The sequence below is a fragment of the Acidipila rosea genome, from assembly GCF_004339725.1.
Taxonomy (GTDB): domain Bacteria; phylum Acidobacteriota; class Terriglobia; order Terriglobales; family Acidobacteriaceae; genus Acidipila; species Acidipila rosea.
The window spans coordinates 1-15,268 of record NZ_SMGK01000006.1 but is presented as its reverse complement, the minus strand read 5'-3'; the positions used below and the strand labels follow the sequence as shown (position 1 = coordinate 15,268).

Sequence of the window (15,268 nt, the reverse complement as noted above, 5' to 3'; positions counted from 1 at the left end):
CACCGCTGGAGATTGCCGCTATGAGTTTTGAGTTGATCCTCCCGTTCCTTCGCCCGATTGAGCCGCTGTTGCTGGATGACAGCATCAGCGAAATTATGGGCAATCCCGATGCTTCATGGTGGTATGAACGGGAGGGTATTATCAGCCGCGATACGGCTATTTCCTTCGACGCCGGCAAGCTCCGCACCGGCCTCGAAGTGATCGCCAACCAGCTTGGCAAACGGCTCGATGAAGACAATCCGGTTCTGCACGTTCAGCTTCCGGATGGGAGCCGCCTGGCGGCTGTCATCCCGCCCGTTGTGCGTCCGGCTCCGGCCATTACGATTCGCAAGTTCACCAGCCGCCACTATACGGTTAATGACCTCATCGCTCGCGGCACGCTGACGCGGCCGCTTGCGGAGTTCTTATCGCAGCAGATTCGCAGCGGAAAGACGCTGCTTATCAGCGGCGGAACCGGGACGGGAAAAACGACACTTTTACGAATCCTGGCGGATGCCATTCCGGAGCAAGAACGCATCGTTGTTATTGAGGATACATCGGAACTTCACATCCAGAAACCGAATATTCTGGCTGTCGAATGCCAGACAGATACGTTCAAGGCCAATATCTCTTTCGATGATCTTTTGAAGTCCGCTCTCCGCTGGAGACCGGACCGGATCATCCTTGGCGAAGTGCGCGGAATCGAGGCGCGTACGCTACTCGATTCCTTTAATACCGGCCATGCCGGTTCGCTTGCCACGATCCACGCGAACTCGGCAGAAAAGGCCCTGCATCGTTTTGCCAATCTGGTCATGCGAAACCATGCCCAATCGACCTTCACCGACACCGAAGCCGAAATTGCAGAAGCGGTCGATTTCGTTGTCCACATCGAGCGCCAACCAGGCTGTCGCATGGTTCGCGAAGTGATAGCGCTTCGCGGGTACGATCGTGACGCCAAAGCATTCTATATTGACCCGGTCTTCGCCATACAAAACACCTACGGTTCCGGCGCATAAAGCTCATTTGATTTCATCCAAAGGAGATCCAGATGCCACTACTTGAAGTCATCCAAACCCGCCAACTCAGCGCCTCTATCCGGCTCACGGACACGACTGCAACCCTGGTCGATCAGTACGCTTCTTTCATCCATGCGTCGGCTGATGATGTTGTGGAACAGGCGCTTGCTTACGTCTTCAGTAAGGACCGTGACTTTCAGGAATTCCTGAAGACACCACACGCGCAGAAGGTGACGCCCACTCTTCGTATCCGTAGGACCACGACTGCCCCCTATGCGGTTGAGCAGGCCAATAAGAAGCCTGCTGCCGGGGTGGAGTCCAGCGATTCCGTGCAGGTATTGAAGGCATGATTCATACCTAATATCCGTGGTGGAGTATAGACGGTGCTTCGCACCGGGTTATTTCGACACTCCACCCCTTACAGGTTGGCGTTTGCTACCGATTGATAGCGAATGCTACTGCCAATGAAATGAATAGATTGAGAAATACGCGATAACGAACGGTAACGATGGATACCGTTTGTTACCGCAAAGTGGAGGTCAGTTATGACGACAAAAACTCTGACTGTGGAGGTTGCAAGAGATGTGCAACGCCCTGCCACACGCAACCGGCAGATTGGAGTTCGCCTCACCGAATCGGAGTACGTCACCCTTGAAACTGTGGCGTGGAAGGCTGGCCGGACAATTGGCGATTGGGCGCGAGAACAGCTACTCGCATGGATAAACATCGCCTGTGCCGCTGATTCTTCTACTCGGCTATTGACGGAAATTGTTGGCCTTCAGCTCTTCCTTACGAACGTACTTTCTCCCATGGCACAGGGCGAAAAGATCAGCGCCGAACAATACCAGGAGATCATGCGGCAGGTGAAAGCCAACAAGCATAAAGCCGCACAGGAAGTGCTTGCCCAGAGAGCGACAGAGAGGAAGGAGTAACTGTATGGCAGAGACGAAATGGGGCAGAAAAGAGACGATCTTCTGGCCGCCGAAGCAGCCCATCTATACCTACGGGGCGATCTTTCTGGCATTGATCGCAACCGGCTTCTTCGTCTATCTTCGGTTCGCGTACGGAATGACGCCATTGCAGCAGTATTATCTTCCGCTCTACCTGAAGACAGAGATTACCGGTTCTATCCATAAAGCCGGCAAGTATCAATTGCTCTTCGTTTCGGATGGAAAGCGCCGCTCGTTTTTGGTAACGGAGCAGGATGTAGAGGCTGGCAACACACCGCAGAGAGCGGGCAGACCGCTGCCCTTAAAGGTGTCTACCGCCGCCACCAAAGCAGGCTTTGCCTATTTGTATCGCGGTCCGCTGACGGTATATCAAAACAAACCGCTCCACGCCTATCTAAAGCACGCGATCTACGACGATGTGGGACTGTTTACCCGCTTTTCACTGCCGTTGAGCTTTGGGTTGGCCGCACTGGTTCTCCAGCTTCCATTCTCCATTCCCAGGGACATCCGCCGTCGCAAGGAACTCAAATATGGCCGCCGCTTGAAAGGGCCGGTAATGGTCACGCCCAGGGAGTTCAACCGCGCTGTGCATGGCACAGGTATTGGAATCAAGACCGATGATTGCAAGGAGATGTTAAGGATTCCGCAGGCAGCGGAGGACCAGCACATCGAGATCATCGGCGACACCGGCACAGGCAAGACCACGATCATCATGCAACTCCTCCGGCAGATACAAGCGCGGGGACATTCCGCCATCATTTACGATCCGGCCTGCGAGTTTATCCAGCGTTTCTATGATGAAAACCGAGGCGATATTGTTCTTAACCCACTGGACAAACGTTGCCCATATTGGGGACCGTCGGAGGAACTGGTGCGCTGGGCGGAGGCGAAGACCATTGCGGCATCGCTCTTTCAGCCGACGACCGATCGCAAGGGCGAGTTCTTTATTGAAAGCCCGCAAAAGATCTTTGCTCATCTGTTACTGGACCAGCCGTCGCCTCAGGAGCTTGTGGCTTGGATGTCCAAGCCGGATGAGATCGATCACCGGGTCAAAGGAACCGAACTGGCGGCGTTGATCGATCCGCGAGCGCCACAACAACGGTCGGGGGTTCTTGGCTCTCTGGGCTTGGTTGCGGACAGCTTTCGCCTCCTGCCAAAAAAGTCGGAAACTGAGGCCAGGTGGACGGCCCGCGAATGGTCCGAAGAGCGGAAAGGATGGATCTTCATTACCTCCCAGCCAGCGGAACGGGAGGCGCTTCGTCCCTTGCACAGCCTATGGATTGACATGCTTGTGCTCCGACTCTTGACCGCTCCCAAGGAGAACCAGAGGCCGGCATGGTTCGTACTGGATGAATTGGCGTCCTTGCAGAAGCTTCCCCAGCTCCATACAGCTATTACTGAGAACCGTAAATCAAAGAATCCAATTGTGCTGGGGTTCCAGGGCAAGGCCCAGCTTGAGGTGATCTATGGCCATTTGGCCGAGGTCATGCTCTCTCAGCCAGCCACCAAAATCTTTCTGAAGACAACCGAACCAAACGCCGCCGAGTGGGTCAGTAAAGCCATCGGCAAGGTTGAAATCGAACGGATGCGCGAGACCCATTTTGACGGCTCCCGCGATGGCCGCAATTTTTCCATCGATCGGCAGGTCGAGCCGCTGGTTCTCGATTCCGAGATCAGTGGATTGGAGAATTTGCGGGCTTTTCTTAAATATGGAAACCATGTTGCCCGCTTTTCCTTTCCCTATATAGATGTGCCTGCGTCGCAGCCGAAATTTGTAGAGCGCCTGGTCAACGACTATATCCACCGGAAGCCGAAACAGGAGGCTAGTGAGGGCGAAAGGCCACCTGTAATCCAGCCTCCTTTACCTCTGGGTAAAGTTGATGCGCCATTGCCCACAGAGCCAGAAAAAGTGGAGCAGAGCGTAGGCCGCCAAGGCGAACTCTGGCACAGTCCGCAGATTTGAGGTCATGTATGCTGACCATCTCGAAACCGTTGAATGCCGGGCAGGCCCAAACCTACCACGCCAAAGAATTCACCGCCAGAGAACAGAACTACTGGAGCCAAAAAGGCGCTGCGGTTGGCGAATGGCAGGGTAGATTGGCGGACCAGTTTGGCTTGGCCGGAGCGGTGTCCGCGCAGGATTTCGCACGGCTCAGCCAGGGCCAGCATCCCAATACCGAAGAGCAGTTGGTCCGGCACCGCCCAGCGAAGGAATACCACACCGCGGACGGCAAGAGCGTTTCTCCGATGGAGCACCGCGCCGGTTGGGATGCGACTTTCTCCGCGCCCAAATCGGTGTCGCTGACGGCTCTTGTCGGCGGCGATGACCGGGTGCGGGAGGCCCACCGAGAAGCTGTCAATGTCGCGCTTACGGAACTGGAGAAGTACACGCAGGCCCGGATCGGCGGTAACAACCCGGCAGAACCAACAGGAAGATTCGTTGCCGCAAAATTCGAGCACGATACTGCCCGTCCTGTGGACGGTTATGCTGCGCCACAGCTCCATACCCATGCCGTTATCTTTAATATGACAGAGCGGGAGAACGGCCAATATCGCGCCGTGCAACCGCAGAGTCTCTTCCAGTCCCAGCAGTTTGCGACTGCCGTTTATCAATCTGAGCTGATGTACCGGCTATCGCAACTTGGATATGAGATAACACCGGGAAGAAGCGGCGCGCCCGAGATCAAGGGATATACCCAGGAGTATCTCGACGCTTCCAGTCCACGTAGCCAACAGATTCGTGAGCATCTCGAACGCAATGGCTTCGTTGGTCCGGAAGCGGCACAGATCGCCGCTCATGCCACCCGCGATAAGAAAGCAATCGCCTCCGACCGGGATGTACTCATGGCGCACCGTGCTCTCGCCGCGCAGTTCGGCGATCAGGCAGACCGGGTATTCGCAGCCGCGCAGGAACGGGCTCTGCAGCACATCAGATCACAACCCAATCGTGACCGCCGCGCGCAGGAGGCCGTGACCTTCGCCCGCGATAGAAACTTCGAGCGCGAAGCCGTCACCGATGAACGGTTGCTTTACCGTGATGCGCTTCGGCGGGGCATGGGCGAGATCACATATCCCGACGTGCGGAGGAACTTTGAAGCCAGGCATCACGCCGGAGAATTTCAGTTAATGCTGCCAAATCAGCATGACTCCAGCCGCCATTTCACAACGCGGCAGACCATTGCTCAGGAACACCAGATTGTTTGTTTGATGCGGGAGGGGCAAAACCAGCTTGCGCCGATTATGCCCATCGGCGAAGCGATCCATGCCGCAGACGCGAATGCTCACCTTAATAAGGCCCAGCGAACTGTCATGGAGGACGTGCTCATTTCTCCCGATAAGGTTCAGGGGCTGCAGGGACTTGCCGGAACGGGAAAAACGACAGCCCTGTCCGCGATCCGTGAAGCCGCCCAGACAAAGGGATATGAAGTTGCGGGCGTGGCCCCCACTTCACGCGCCGCTCAGCAGCTACACGACACAGGTGTGGCCGCCGGTACATTACAAGGGTTTCTTGCACGCGTTCCACAGCAAGATGCGGGACAAAAGACCTTATATTTCGTCGATGAGTCGAGTCTTGCCAGCACTCGGCAGATGCAGGACTTCCTCGATCGAATGGGACCGCAGGATCGCGTCCTGCTCATTGGCGACACGCGCCAGCATCAGGGCGTGGAGGCAGGACGCCCTTTCGAGCAATTGCAGGAAGCCGGAATGCACACCGCTCGACTCGATCACATCGTCAGACAAAAAGATCCTGAGTTGAAGCAGGTCGTCGAATATTTCGCTCGTGACGAAACCGCCCTTGGAATCGCCATGCTTCAGCAGCAAGGGCGTATTAGCGAAATTGCAAATCCTGTCGAGCGCGTTAATGCAATTGCGAGGGCATATGCGGCAGACCCGGCCAATACCCTTATCGTTTCACCCGACAATGCGTCCCGCAGGGAGTTGAATCAGGCAGTACGGCAGGACCTCAAATCCAAAGGCGTGTTGAATTATGATGACGTAATCATCCGCGTGTTGGTGCCGCGACAGGACATGACCGGGGCGGACCGAAACTGGGCATCCAGGTATGAGGCAGGCGACGTTCTGCGATATTCCGTGGGAAGCAAAGCATTAGGCATTGAGGCTGGCAGCTATGCCCGCGTCATCGCAACCGACCCTACTGAAAACCTTCTAACGGTCGAGAAAAACAGCGGTGAACAGATTATCTACAATCCGCATCGCCTCAAAGGCATCAATGCGTACCGGGAGTTGGAACTTGGATTTGCCCTCGGCGACCGCCTCCAGTTCACCGCGGTGAACCGTGAGCTTGGTGTCGCCAACCGTCATCTCGGTACCGTGGAACAGATTGGAAAAGACGGGTTGATCGCCGTCCGCATGGATAGCGACAAGATTGTTTCCTTCGATGCGAACCGGATGCGCCATTTCGACCACGGCTATGCCGTGACTTCGCACAGTTCACAAGGACTGACTGCCGAGCGGGTGATTGTCAACATCGACACAAACGTCCACCCTGATCTGATAAACAGCCGCTTTGCCTATGTTTCCATATCCCGCGCGTCGCATGACGCGCAGATCTATACCAATGATATGGCGTCGCTTATCCCTGGTCTTAGCCATGACGTGAATAAGACCTCAGCGGTCGAAATCGGAAAGGCACATAATATTCCACTGAGCATCGAACATGGCGTTGGTAAGTCGCAAGCCAACGATATGGCGGTCGGATATTCTCTCTGAAGTTGTCAGGTCAAGGAGCGTCCTCGATTGGATGGACTTCAAAGGCTTTACTGGCAGAGGCAAAGTAACGCTTCTGTATCCAGAAGGCAACGTTGACAAGTCCGATGAGTGCCGGAACTTCTATCAACGGTCCCACCACGCCGACGAACGCCTCACCAGAGTTCAGGCCGAAAACCGCGACCGACACCGCAATCGCTAACTCAAAATTGTTACCCGCCGCAGTGAAGGAGAGCGTTGCCGATTGCGCGTAGTTCGCACCCAGCCGCTTCCCCATCCAGAAGCTCACCAGGAACATGATGAGGAAGTAGACAACCAGCGGGATGGCGATGCGAACGACATCTAAAGGCAATCGAACAATGAGATCACCCTTGAGAGAGAACATCACCAGGATTGTAAACAGCAGCGCAATTAGAGTCAGCGGACTCACACGCGGGATAAAACGTGTCCGATACCATTTCTCTCCCTTCAACCGAATGAGAACGAAGCGCGTGAGGAAGCCAGCAACAAACGGAACCCCGAGATAGAGACCGACGCTCTTCGCAATCTGGCCAATGCCAATCTGGACGACACTCCCCTCAAGGCCAAACCACTTCGGAAGCACCGTCAGGAATGCCCAGGCATAGAGGCTGTAGAAGAGGACTTGAAATACGCTATTGATAGCGACAAGGCCGGCAACATAATCTGTGTCTCCCTCCGCCAGTTCATTCCAGACCAGGACCATCGCGATGCACCGCGCAATGCCAATCAGGATCAGGCCGCGCATGTAGGCGGGCTCGCCGTGAAGAAACACGATAGCGAGCAGGAACATCAGAACTGGCCCGATGATCCAGTTCTGTACCAGTGATAGGCCGAGGACACGCTTGTTGCGGAAGACCTCTCCCAACTTCTCGTAACGGACTTTCGCCAACGGCGGAAACATCATGATGATGAGCCCGATTGCAATGGGGATATTGGTAGTTCCGGTTTGGAAGCGATTAACGAAGCCAGCGGACGCCGGAATGAAGTGGCCGATTCCGACTCCGATTGCCATCGCGAGGAAAATCCATAGAGTAAGAAAGCGATCGAGGAAAGAGAGCTTCTTCCGTGGAAGTGGAGCGCAAATCTGGCCCTGCGTATAAGGTGTAGTGGACATAGCTATTTGGCTTCTGGTGCGATGGGGAGATCGATGGGGACGGGGAGAGGCGCGCCTTGAAGAGCAGCAAACTTTGCAGGACTACAGCAAGCCTTCGAGAGGCGTGCCCGGTCAGCCTGCATCGCACGCTCCTCTTTCATCCATGCAAGCGTTTGCCGGAGAACCTGGGCGGCGCCGATGTTCGGTGGCATGACGATGCGATAGTGCATCCACTTGCCTTCGCGTCGAGCTTCGACGATGCCTGCACGGCGAAGATATGCCAGATGCCGAGATATTTTGGGCTGGAACTGCTCCAGAATCTCTACGAAGTAGCAAACGCAAACTTCCTGGTCACCCATGAGATTGAGCAGACGAAGTCGGGTGCTGTCGCCCAAAGCCTGAAAGAACCGTTCCATATTGAACTGCGGAGATTTCGCTGCCATGAGTTAACTTATACGCATTGACGAATGTGTTGGCAAGGGATATAGTCGTCTTTGCAAATATGTTTGCGGAGGCGAAAATGGCAGAGCAAATACTTGAGTCGGTCCGATCGAAATACGGAGCTGTCGCGGAAAGCACTTTATCGAGCGATCATGCAGGGGTAAAAGCAGTAGCGGAGGCATTCGGCTATACCGCCGAGGAGTTGACCTCCATTCCGGCGGAAGCCAATATGGGTTTGTCCTGCGGCAATCCCACGGCGACAGCTCATATCAAGCGTGGAGAGGTGGTAGTGGACCTGGGCTCGGGCGGTGGACTCGATGTATTTCTTGCATCGAAGATGGTTGGGCTGGAAGGTCGCGCCATCGGCATTGACATGACCCCAGGCATGATCGAAAGGGCACGGGTAAACGCAAAGGCCGGCGGCTATACTAACGTTGAGTTTTACCAATCCACCATCGACCAGATTCCACTTCCCGATGCTTCGGTCGATTGCATCATCTCAAACTGCGTCCTCAACCTTGCTCCTGACAAGCCTGCTGTCTTTCGTGAGATCGCCCGCGTTCTCAAGCCAGGTGGCCGTGTTGCTGTAAGCGATATCGCGCTGAAGTATGAACTTCCGGAAGCTGTCGCTCAAAGTATGGCCGCCTATGTTGGATGTATAGCTGGCGCGATCAAGATTGAGGACTATCGAAACGGTTTGCTTGCGGCTGGCTTTGAGCATGTTCAGATTGTGGATAGTGGCGCTGACCTCAACGCTTACGCCAAGGTAGAGAATCAAACGGGCTGCTGCTCACCCGGCATGGATTCTGCCAATTCGCTGCAAGTCATTGAGGGATCGTGCTGCGCTCCGCTACCGGACGCATCCGTTTCGCTGCACCAGGAACTGAAGACACTCCTTTCAGATTACGACGTCAACGCCGCGGCGGCGAGCGTGAAGGTATATGCCATCAAGCCGGGTGTCGCTGCCTCTCCTGCCTGCTGCTCGTAAAGAGCTCCAGCGCTGTAAATGCCGCTTCAAAGGACGTTCTTACGCCGCACTAGAATTAAGGAGACAAATGTATAAGGTAATTTTTGCCTGTGTTCATAATGCCGGTCGTTCACAGATGGCAGCGGCTTTCTTCAACCACTTTGCCGATCCCGATAAAGCGCAAGCAATTTCCGCAGGAACCGAACCCGGCCTCCGAATACATCCTGAAGTAATGGAGGTCATGCAGGAAATCGACATCGACCTCAGCAACGCCAGACCTCAGAAGCTCACAGAAGAGTTGGCGCGAGAAGCCAAGCTTCTTGTGACGATGGGTTGCGGCGATAAATGCCCCTATGTGCCAGGATTGCGCCGAGATGATTGGCCTCTTGCTGATCCGAAGGGACGACCATTGGATGAGGTCCGAACCATTCGCGATGACATTCGTAGACGTGTTGCTGAGTTGATCCTCGCTGAAGCTGTTGGACGAAGTAACGCGACGATGGTCAACTAATGCACGGAGCAGTTGGGCGAGTGCGATATATCGTATTACAAACTACAATTAGCGATGACGATTCAAATCTAGGTGAGCGCAATGTCGCGCCACCAATCAAATCATAGAAAATGTTAGATGGAGACTATATGAAGTGGATGGAGTGGATGCGCCGCGGAACATGGGTTGGGCTAGTGGGAATACTGACGGCGGCATCTGTCCATGCGTCGGATCTCGACGTTGCTAAAAAACAAATTCGCCATATCGTCGTGATCTATCAAGAGAATGTCTCATTTGACCACTACTTCGGTACCTATCCCCATGCGCTCAACCCGAAGGGCGATCCCAAATTTACGGCACTACCGGGAACACCGAAGATAGATGGGTACACAGAGAAGCTGCTGAAACAGAATCCGAACTTTCTAAATGCCGGGAATGAATTGGGACGCACGAACCCATTTCGTTTGGACCGGAATCAGGCTGGAACTGCGGATCAGAGCCATAACTATGGAGCGGAGCAGCAAGCCTTCAACGGCGGAAAAATGGATCTCTTTCCCAAATCCGTGGGACGCCCCGATGGTCCCCGCATTCCCGGACAGCATGTCGGCATCCTTGCAACAAGCGGCCTTACCATGGGCTACTTCGACGGCAATACGGTTACTGCCTATTGGAATTACGCGCAACACTTCGCAATCAGCGACCGCTTCTTCGGCACGAACTTCGGGCCGTCAACTCCGGGTGCCATCAACTTGGCTTCCGGCCAAACCAACGGTGTAGTCAACGACCAAAATGCCGAAGGCGGTATTGTGGCGGATGGCAATGGTGGATTTACCATGATTGCGGACCCGCAACCTGCCGGGGATCTTTGTACGAGTACCTCAGATGCACTCGTCCATATGACAGGACGAAACATCGGCGACCTGCTCACAGAGGGAGACGTGTCGTGGGGTTTTTTCCAGGGCGGTTTTGATCTCAGTGTTGTGAATCCGAATGGAACAACTGGGTGCCGACGTTCTTCCATGTCGAAGTGGACGGCGGTCAACAAGCGCGACTATATCGCCTTTCATCAGCCATTTCAGTATTACAAGTCAACGGCCAACCTGAAGCATGTTCGTCCTTCATCGCCAAAAGTGGTCGGAATGAACAAGGATGGTGGTGCGAATCATCAGTACGATGCGCACGATTTCTTCGACGCCGTAAAGGCAGGCAATTTCCCGACAGTGAGCTATCTCAAAGCCCCGGGCTTTGAGGATGGGCACTCAGGCTACTCCAGCCCACTCGATGAACAGCGCTGGGTTGTCGGCATCCTCAACTTCGTGCAAAAGCAACCAGAGTGGGAGCACACGGCGGTCATCATTGCCTATGATGATTCGGATGGATGGTATGACCACCGAATGGGGCCACTAGTGAATGGCTCATCGACAACTCAGGATGCGCTTAATGGCGTCGGGAAATGTGGCGATGGAACGAATGCACTCCCCGGCGTGAATCCTGCGACCGAACATGCGCAAGGCCGTTGCGGCTTCGGTCCGCGTCTACCTTTGATTGTCATCTCTCCATGGGCGAAAGCAAATTACGTCGATCACAATGTCACGGATCAGACTTCGATCATCCGCCTAATAGAAGACCTTTATCTCGACGGTAAGCGCATCAGTGGAGGCTCATTCGATGCCCAATCTGGGTCGCTGTTGAGCATGTTTGATTTCAGCAAGGGCAAGCCGCAGAACACCGGAAAGCTCATCCTTGATCCTGATAAAGGAACGGTGGAAGCCGGGAAGTAGAGAGCACATTGAAGCAATGGACACGCAGAAGGCTCATGCAGAAGGGCAGCCTGGCTATGACCGGGCTACTCAGCTTTCCGAGCATCGCCCAAAGTACGCGCAACACTTTGGGACGTGGTATGGAGATGCCTCATCTGGCATCCGGTCGCGCAAAAACACTGGATGCGATGAAGCTGGCCTCATTCGTAGATCCATTGCCGCTGCCGGAATTACAGAAAACAAAAGGGCGGCGTTCTTCAGAATTGCATGGTGCAACGGATGCACCTTATTACTCCATCCGCGTTCATGAAATCTCTTGCAAAATGCACCGCGATTTACCTTCGTCAAGAATGTGGGCATATGGAAGCACGTCAGCACCTGTACTGTTCGACGTGCAGAGCAATGAAGGTGTCCTGATCGATTGGATCAACGATCTGCCCGCAAAGCACATTCTTTCGCTTGATCCTCCGATGCACGGAATGCTGAATGCTCCCGAAACGCGAACTGTCGCGCACATGCACGGCGCGCGCGTTCCTAGCATCAGCGACGGCTATCCAGAGGACTGGTTCGGCACGGGAAAAAGCAAGCTATGCTTCTATCCCAATCGGCAGGATGCAACCGGACTCTGGGTACATGACCACGCGATGGGAGTTAGCCGCTTTAATGTCTTTGCCGGTCTCATGGGCTGGTATCTGATTCGTGATGAAGTTGAGAAGGCATTGAATCTGCCATCTGGAAAGTACGAGTTACCGCTTCTCATCTATGACCGGAGCTTCGATCCCCAAGGCCAGCTTTACTATCCCAATCCGCCAGATGAAGGCGCTTGGGCGCAGGAATTTCTAGGCGATGCCATGGTGGTTAACGGCAAAATTAAGCCATATCACGAGGTTGAAGCCCGGAAATACCGCCTGCGAATTGCAAACACCGCAAACTCGCGCTTCTTCTCCCTTTCGTTATCAAACGGACAGAGCTTTTATGTCATCGGTTCGGACCAAGGACTGCTCTCTGCAGCTGTCGCTATGAAGCGCCTCGTCCTATCTCCCGCCGAGCGGACTGACTGGATTGTCGACTTTAGCAGCGCACGTGGCGAGAACATCGTTCTGGAGAGCGACGGCCTGGAACTCATGCAATTCCGTGTTGGCAAAGATGCGGTAACGGACAACAGTCAATTACCGAAAGTGCTGCATCCGGTCGAACGAATTGACGAGACGCGGGCTGCCTCCACACGTCTTATGACTTTGAATGAATTCGACGGAGATAATGGCGAACCAATGGTGATGCTCCTTAACCGGAAGCATTGGGTAGATCCAGTGACAGAGCGCGTAAAACTGAATTCGGTGGAGATATGGAGCCTCGCAAACCTGACGCAGGATACGCATCCGATCCATCTTCACATGGTCCGCTTCCAAATATTGGATCGAAGGAACTTCTCCGTTGATGACTACCTCGCGAACGAAACTTTGCGCTACACGGATGTTGCGAGACTGCCAGGTGAACATGAAATGGGATGGAAGGACGTCTTACAATGTCCGCCCGAAACGGTTACCCGCATCATTGTTCCATTCCAGGGATATACGGGCCGTTATCTATGGCATTGCCACATTCTTGAACATGAGGCCAATGACATGATGCGCCCCTATGATGTGATCGCGTGAGTACCATTCTGAGATCTTCGCCGCGGAGATTTTTGATTTTCTGGCCGTAGTTTCCGCCCTTTAACTCTCCAAGACTACTGCCGCTTTTCAACTGAGGAATATACCTTCTATTGTATTCCCCCACTACGCGATAATCTTTACTCTGCGCTCAGGGGGAGGAAGTCTCCTCCCTGCTTCAGCCGCATGGCGTCTTGCGCTTCCCACCACAGCGGGCCTGTTCCTGCCCGCAACGCCGACCCTAATTCCCTGAAAAGCAAAAACAACAGCAAAAGCCGCTAAGGGGCTCTGCCCCGATCGCGCGGCGCAAGGGGTATCCCCAGGCTTCCGCGCTTCGCTTGTGCAGCCCTCCGCTGCGCTTCGCCCTTTCCATTCTCGCTTCGCTTCATTGCAAGGGTGGGTGATCCCCCTCCCCATTGCGCCTTGCTACCCCCGCCTTCGCCAGGAGGCGTTCGGCATGTAGGTACATGCCGCGACGGCATGAAAAGCAAAGGCAAATGCCAAGGAGGAAGCACCCATGAACACCACAGCCACTAAGCGCGATCACCAGTCCACTCAAAAACCCAAACAGCCGCAGCAACGGCAGACAGCGAAAGAGATTATTGCCTCCAATGTAAAGAGCCTGATTGAACAGCTTGAGGCGGGACACAGTGATGCATTAACAGCGTACCTCGACGCTATGAGCCGCTTTCACAATTACAGCTTCGGAAACATCCTCGAAATTGCACGTCAAAAGCCGGACGCGACCCGCGTAGCTGGGATGTATGCGTGGAACCAGCTAGGCCGCCGTGTCAAAAAGGGCGAAAAGGGCATCCGCATTCTTGCTCCCATTATTGGCATCAAGCGCAAACCGAAGGAAGAGGCCGAGAAGGACATCACTAAACAGAACCGCGCTGTTTTGGTTGGTTTCCGTGCTGCGTATGTCTTCGATGTCAGCCAGACCGACGGCGCGGAGCTTCCCGCCATGCACGAAGTCAGCGGCGATGTGGGCGAGAACCGCGACCGCTTGCTTCTGTTTATCGAGAAGCAGGGCATCGAGCTTGTCTTTACCGAGAAGATCGCGCCCGCGCTTGGCATGAGCTACGGCGGCAGGATTGCCGTGCTTCCCGGACAGTCAAAGGCCGAGGAGTTTTCCACGCTTGTGCATGAATTGGCGCATGAGATGTTGCACAAGGCCGAGCGGCGCACGACCACCACTAAGGTTGTGCGGGAGACCGAGGCCGAGGCCATCGCGTTTGTTATCGGCAAAGCTGTAGGGCTAGAGGCCGGAACCGCATCCGCTGACTACATCCACCTGTACCACGGCAATGCTTCACTGCTCGCCGAGAGCTTGGAAGTTATCCAGCAAACCTCTGCCGTCATTCTTGCCGCACTGGAGCCGTCCCGCACTGAGACGATGCCCGATGCAGAACTGGCGAAGGTGGCGTGATGCAAACCATCCTTCGCATTCTCGAAAAGGCCGGAGGCTTCCGGCCTAGCCTCTACCTCAAGATTGAGAATCCGCCTTACATGGCACTCGTTATCGAAGCCACACCGGAACCGGGACCGCTGGGACTCCCTGCAATTTCCATCGCGCATTACGGCAAGCAAAACGGCGACCCCATGCGCGACCCGGAGATGTGCTTCGAGTTGTCGAAACCCATTGCAGGCAAGCTCACGCTCGACCCCTATTACTGGCGCAACGATTACGCGGCAGTGGAGCAATTTTCCCGCGCTATCGTGCGCGGCCACTATGTCGCACTTCTCGACCTGCACAGGCAACACGAAGGCTTCGCCGCCGAGTGGAACAAAAACCTCAGCTTGCAAGGCTTCGCCGAAGCCTTCACGGACGCCGCCATTCGTGGCTAGTCCGCTCCCTTGGAGCGGATACAGCCAGTGCGTCTCCGCTCTATTCATTCAACTCTTAACCATGCTCGAAAGGAGCAATCATCATGGAAACCACCATCACCAATGCCACCGAGTACCGCAACCTGCCTCTCGCGCTGCTCACCGAATCCACCACTAACCCCCGCCACATCTTCGAGAACGATGCTTTGAAGGAGCTTGCCGATTATGTGCCCGGGCACATAATCGGCCTTATGTTCCGCTGGTCGTTATGTGGCCGCTGCGGCGGGAAGCCGCATGGCTTAGGGTGGCGCGCGTTCTGGAGGGCACATAACGGTCACAGCGAA

General features: G+C 54.8%; 14 protein-coding genes. 12 read left to right on the top strand and 2 right to left on the bottom strand.

Features of this window, described 5'->3' with window-relative positions; genetic code table 11:
* Nucleotides 1-20: 20 nt before the first annotated feature.
* The 5 genes from C7378_RS15200 to mobF all read left to right on the top strand — a co-directional run bounded on the left by C7378_RS15200 (nucleotide 21) and on the right by mobF (nucleotide 6,676).
* The gene (locus C7378_RS15200) at nucleotides 21-995 is read left to right on the top strand and encodes a TadA family conjugal transfer-associated ATPase (RefSeq protein WP_131998679.1); all 975 of its coding nucleotides are present in this window, start codon (nucleotides 21-23) and stop codon (nucleotides 993-995) included.
* A 32-nt stretch (nucleotides 996-1,027) separates the two neighbouring features.
* Nucleotides 1,028-1,345 (top strand): hypothetical protein, encoded by a 318-nt coding sequence (locus tag C7378_RS15195; RefSeq protein ID WP_131998677.1) that lies wholly within the window; start codon nucleotides 1,028-1,030, stop codon nucleotides 1,343-1,345.
* Nucleotides 1,346-1,540: 195 nt separating this feature from the next.
* The gene (locus C7378_RS15190) at nucleotides 1,541-1,927 is read left to right on the top strand and encodes a hypothetical protein (protein WP_131998675.1); all 387 of its coding nucleotides are present in this window, start codon (nucleotides 1,541-1,543) and stop codon (nucleotides 1,925-1,927) included.
* Nucleotides 1,928-2,018: 91 nt separating this feature from the next.
* Nucleotides 2,019-3,908 (top strand): type IV secretion system DNA-binding domain-containing protein, encoded by a 1,890-nt coding sequence (locus C7378_RS15185; RefSeq protein WP_243648290.1) that lies wholly within the window; start codon nucleotides 2,019-2,021, stop codon nucleotides 3,906-3,908.
* Nucleotides 3,909-3,916: 8 nt separating this feature from the next.
* On the top strand, nucleotides 3,917-6,676 hold the full coding sequence (mobF, locus tag C7378_RS15180; RefSeq protein ID WP_131998671.1) for a MobF family relaxase: 2,760 nt from the start codon (nucleotides 3,917-3,919) through the stop codon (nucleotides 6,674-6,676).
* A 10-nt stretch (nucleotides 6,677-6,686) separates the two neighbouring features.
* Here the strand turns inward: mobF and arsB are convergent, their stop codons facing one another.
* Entirely contained in the window at nucleotides 6,687-7,808 is a 1,122-nt protein-coding gene (gene arsB / locus C7378_RS15175) for an ACR3 family arsenite efflux transporter (protein WP_131998669.1), read from the bottom strand.
* A 2-nt stretch (nucleotides 7,809-7,810) separates the two neighbouring features.
* Nucleotides 7,811-8,230, bottom strand: a complete 420-nt coding sequence (locus tag C7378_RS15170) for an ArsR/SmtB family transcription factor (protein WP_131998667.1) — start codon at nucleotides 8,228-8,230, stop codon at nucleotides 7,811-7,813.
* A 77-nt stretch (nucleotides 8,231-8,307) separates the two neighbouring features.
* Here C7378_RS15170 and arsM point away from each other — a divergent pair, with 77 nt between their 5' ends.
* The 7 genes from arsM to C7378_RS15135 all read left to right on the top strand — a co-directional run.
* Nucleotides 8,308-9,216, top strand: coding sequence for an arsenite methyltransferase (gene arsM, locus C7378_RS15165; RefSeq protein WP_131998665.1), 909 nt, complete (start codon nucleotides 8,308-8,310; stop codon nucleotides 9,214-9,216).
* 67 nt (nucleotides 9,217-9,283) lie between these two features.
* Nucleotides 9,284-9,706 (top strand): arsenate reductase/protein-tyrosine-phosphatase family protein, encoded by a 423-nt coding sequence (locus tag C7378_RS15160; RefSeq protein ID WP_131998663.1) that lies wholly within the window; start codon nucleotides 9,284-9,286, stop codon nucleotides 9,704-9,706.
* Between the two features lie 128 nt (nucleotides 9,707-9,834).
* Entirely contained in the window at nucleotides 9,835-11,466 is a 1,632-nt protein-coding gene (locus C7378_RS15155; RefSeq protein WP_131998661.1) for a phospholipase C, read from the top strand.
* Between the two features lie 35 nt (nucleotides 11,467-11,501).
* Entirely contained in the window at nucleotides 11,502-13,100 is a 1,599-nt protein-coding gene (locus C7378_RS15150; protein ID WP_131998659.1) for a multicopper oxidase family protein, read from the top strand.
* 514 nt (nucleotides 13,101-13,614) lie between these two features.
* Nucleotides 13,615-14,526: an ArdC family protein gene (locus tag C7378_RS15145; protein ID WP_131998657.1), complete on the top strand. Its 912-nt coding sequence runs from the start codon at nucleotides 13,615-13,617 to the stop codon at nucleotides 14,524-14,526.
* Nucleotides 14,526-14,945 (top strand): DUF6908 domain-containing protein, encoded by a 420-nt coding sequence (locus C7378_RS15140; protein ID WP_131998655.1) that lies wholly within the window; start codon nucleotides 14,526-14,528, stop codon nucleotides 14,943-14,945. The genes C7378_RS15145 and C7378_RS15140 overlap by 1 nt, the downstream gene beginning before the upstream one ends.
* An 83-nt stretch (nucleotides 14,946-15,028) precedes the next feature.
* Nucleotides 15,029-15,268 (top strand): hypothetical protein (locus C7378_RS15135; protein ID WP_207901456.1); only part of this gene is annotated, 240 nt, incomplete at its 3' end.

Excerpts from the sequence above, each read along its gene's own strand:
- C7378_RS15190 (WP_131998675.1), top strand. The coding sequence starts at position 1,541 with ATGACGACAAAAACTCTGACTGTGGAGGTTGCAAGAGATGTGCAACGC.
- mobF (WP_131998671.1), top strand. The coding sequence starts at position 3,917 with ATGCTGACCATCTCGAAACCGTTGAATGCCGGGCAGGCCCAAACCTAC.
- arsB (WP_131998669.1), bottom strand. The coding sequence starts at position 7,808 with ATGTCCACTACACCTTATACGCAGGGCCAGATTTGCGCTCCACTTCCA.
- C7378_RS15195 (WP_131998677.1), top strand. The coding sequence starts at position 1,028 with ATGCCACTACTTGAAGTCATCCAAACCCGCCAACTCAGCGCCTCTATC.
- C7378_RS15155 (WP_131998661.1), top strand. The coding sequence starts at position 9,835 with ATGAAGTGGATGGAGTGGATGCGCCGCGGAACATGGGTTGGGCTAGTG.
- arsM (WP_131998665.1), top strand. The coding sequence starts at position 8,308 with ATGGCAGAGCAAATACTTGAGTCGGTCCGATCGAAATACGGAGCTGTC.
- C7378_RS15160 (WP_131998663.1), top strand. The coding sequence starts at position 9,284 with ATGTATAAGGTAATTTTTGCCTGTGTTCATAATGCCGGTCGTTCACAG.
- C7378_RS15200 (WP_131998679.1), top strand. The coding sequence starts at position 21 with ATGAGTTTTGAGTTGATCCTCCCGTTCCTTCGCCCGATTGAGCCGCTG.
- C7378_RS15145 (WP_131998657.1), top strand. The coding sequence starts at position 13,615 with ATGAACACCACAGCCACTAAGCGCGATCACCAGTCCACTCAAAAACCC.
- C7378_RS15140 (WP_131998655.1), top strand. The coding sequence starts at position 14,526 with ATGCAAACCATCCTTCGCATTCTCGAAAAGGCCGGAGGCTTCCGGCCT.
- C7378_RS15170 (WP_131998667.1), bottom strand. The coding sequence starts at position 8,230 with ATGGCAGCGAAATCTCCGCAGTTCAATATGGAACGGTTCTTTCAGGCT.
- C7378_RS15150 (WP_131998659.1), top strand. The coding sequence starts at position 11,502 with ATGCAGAAGGGCAGCCTGGCTATGACCGGGCTACTCAGCTTTCCGAGC.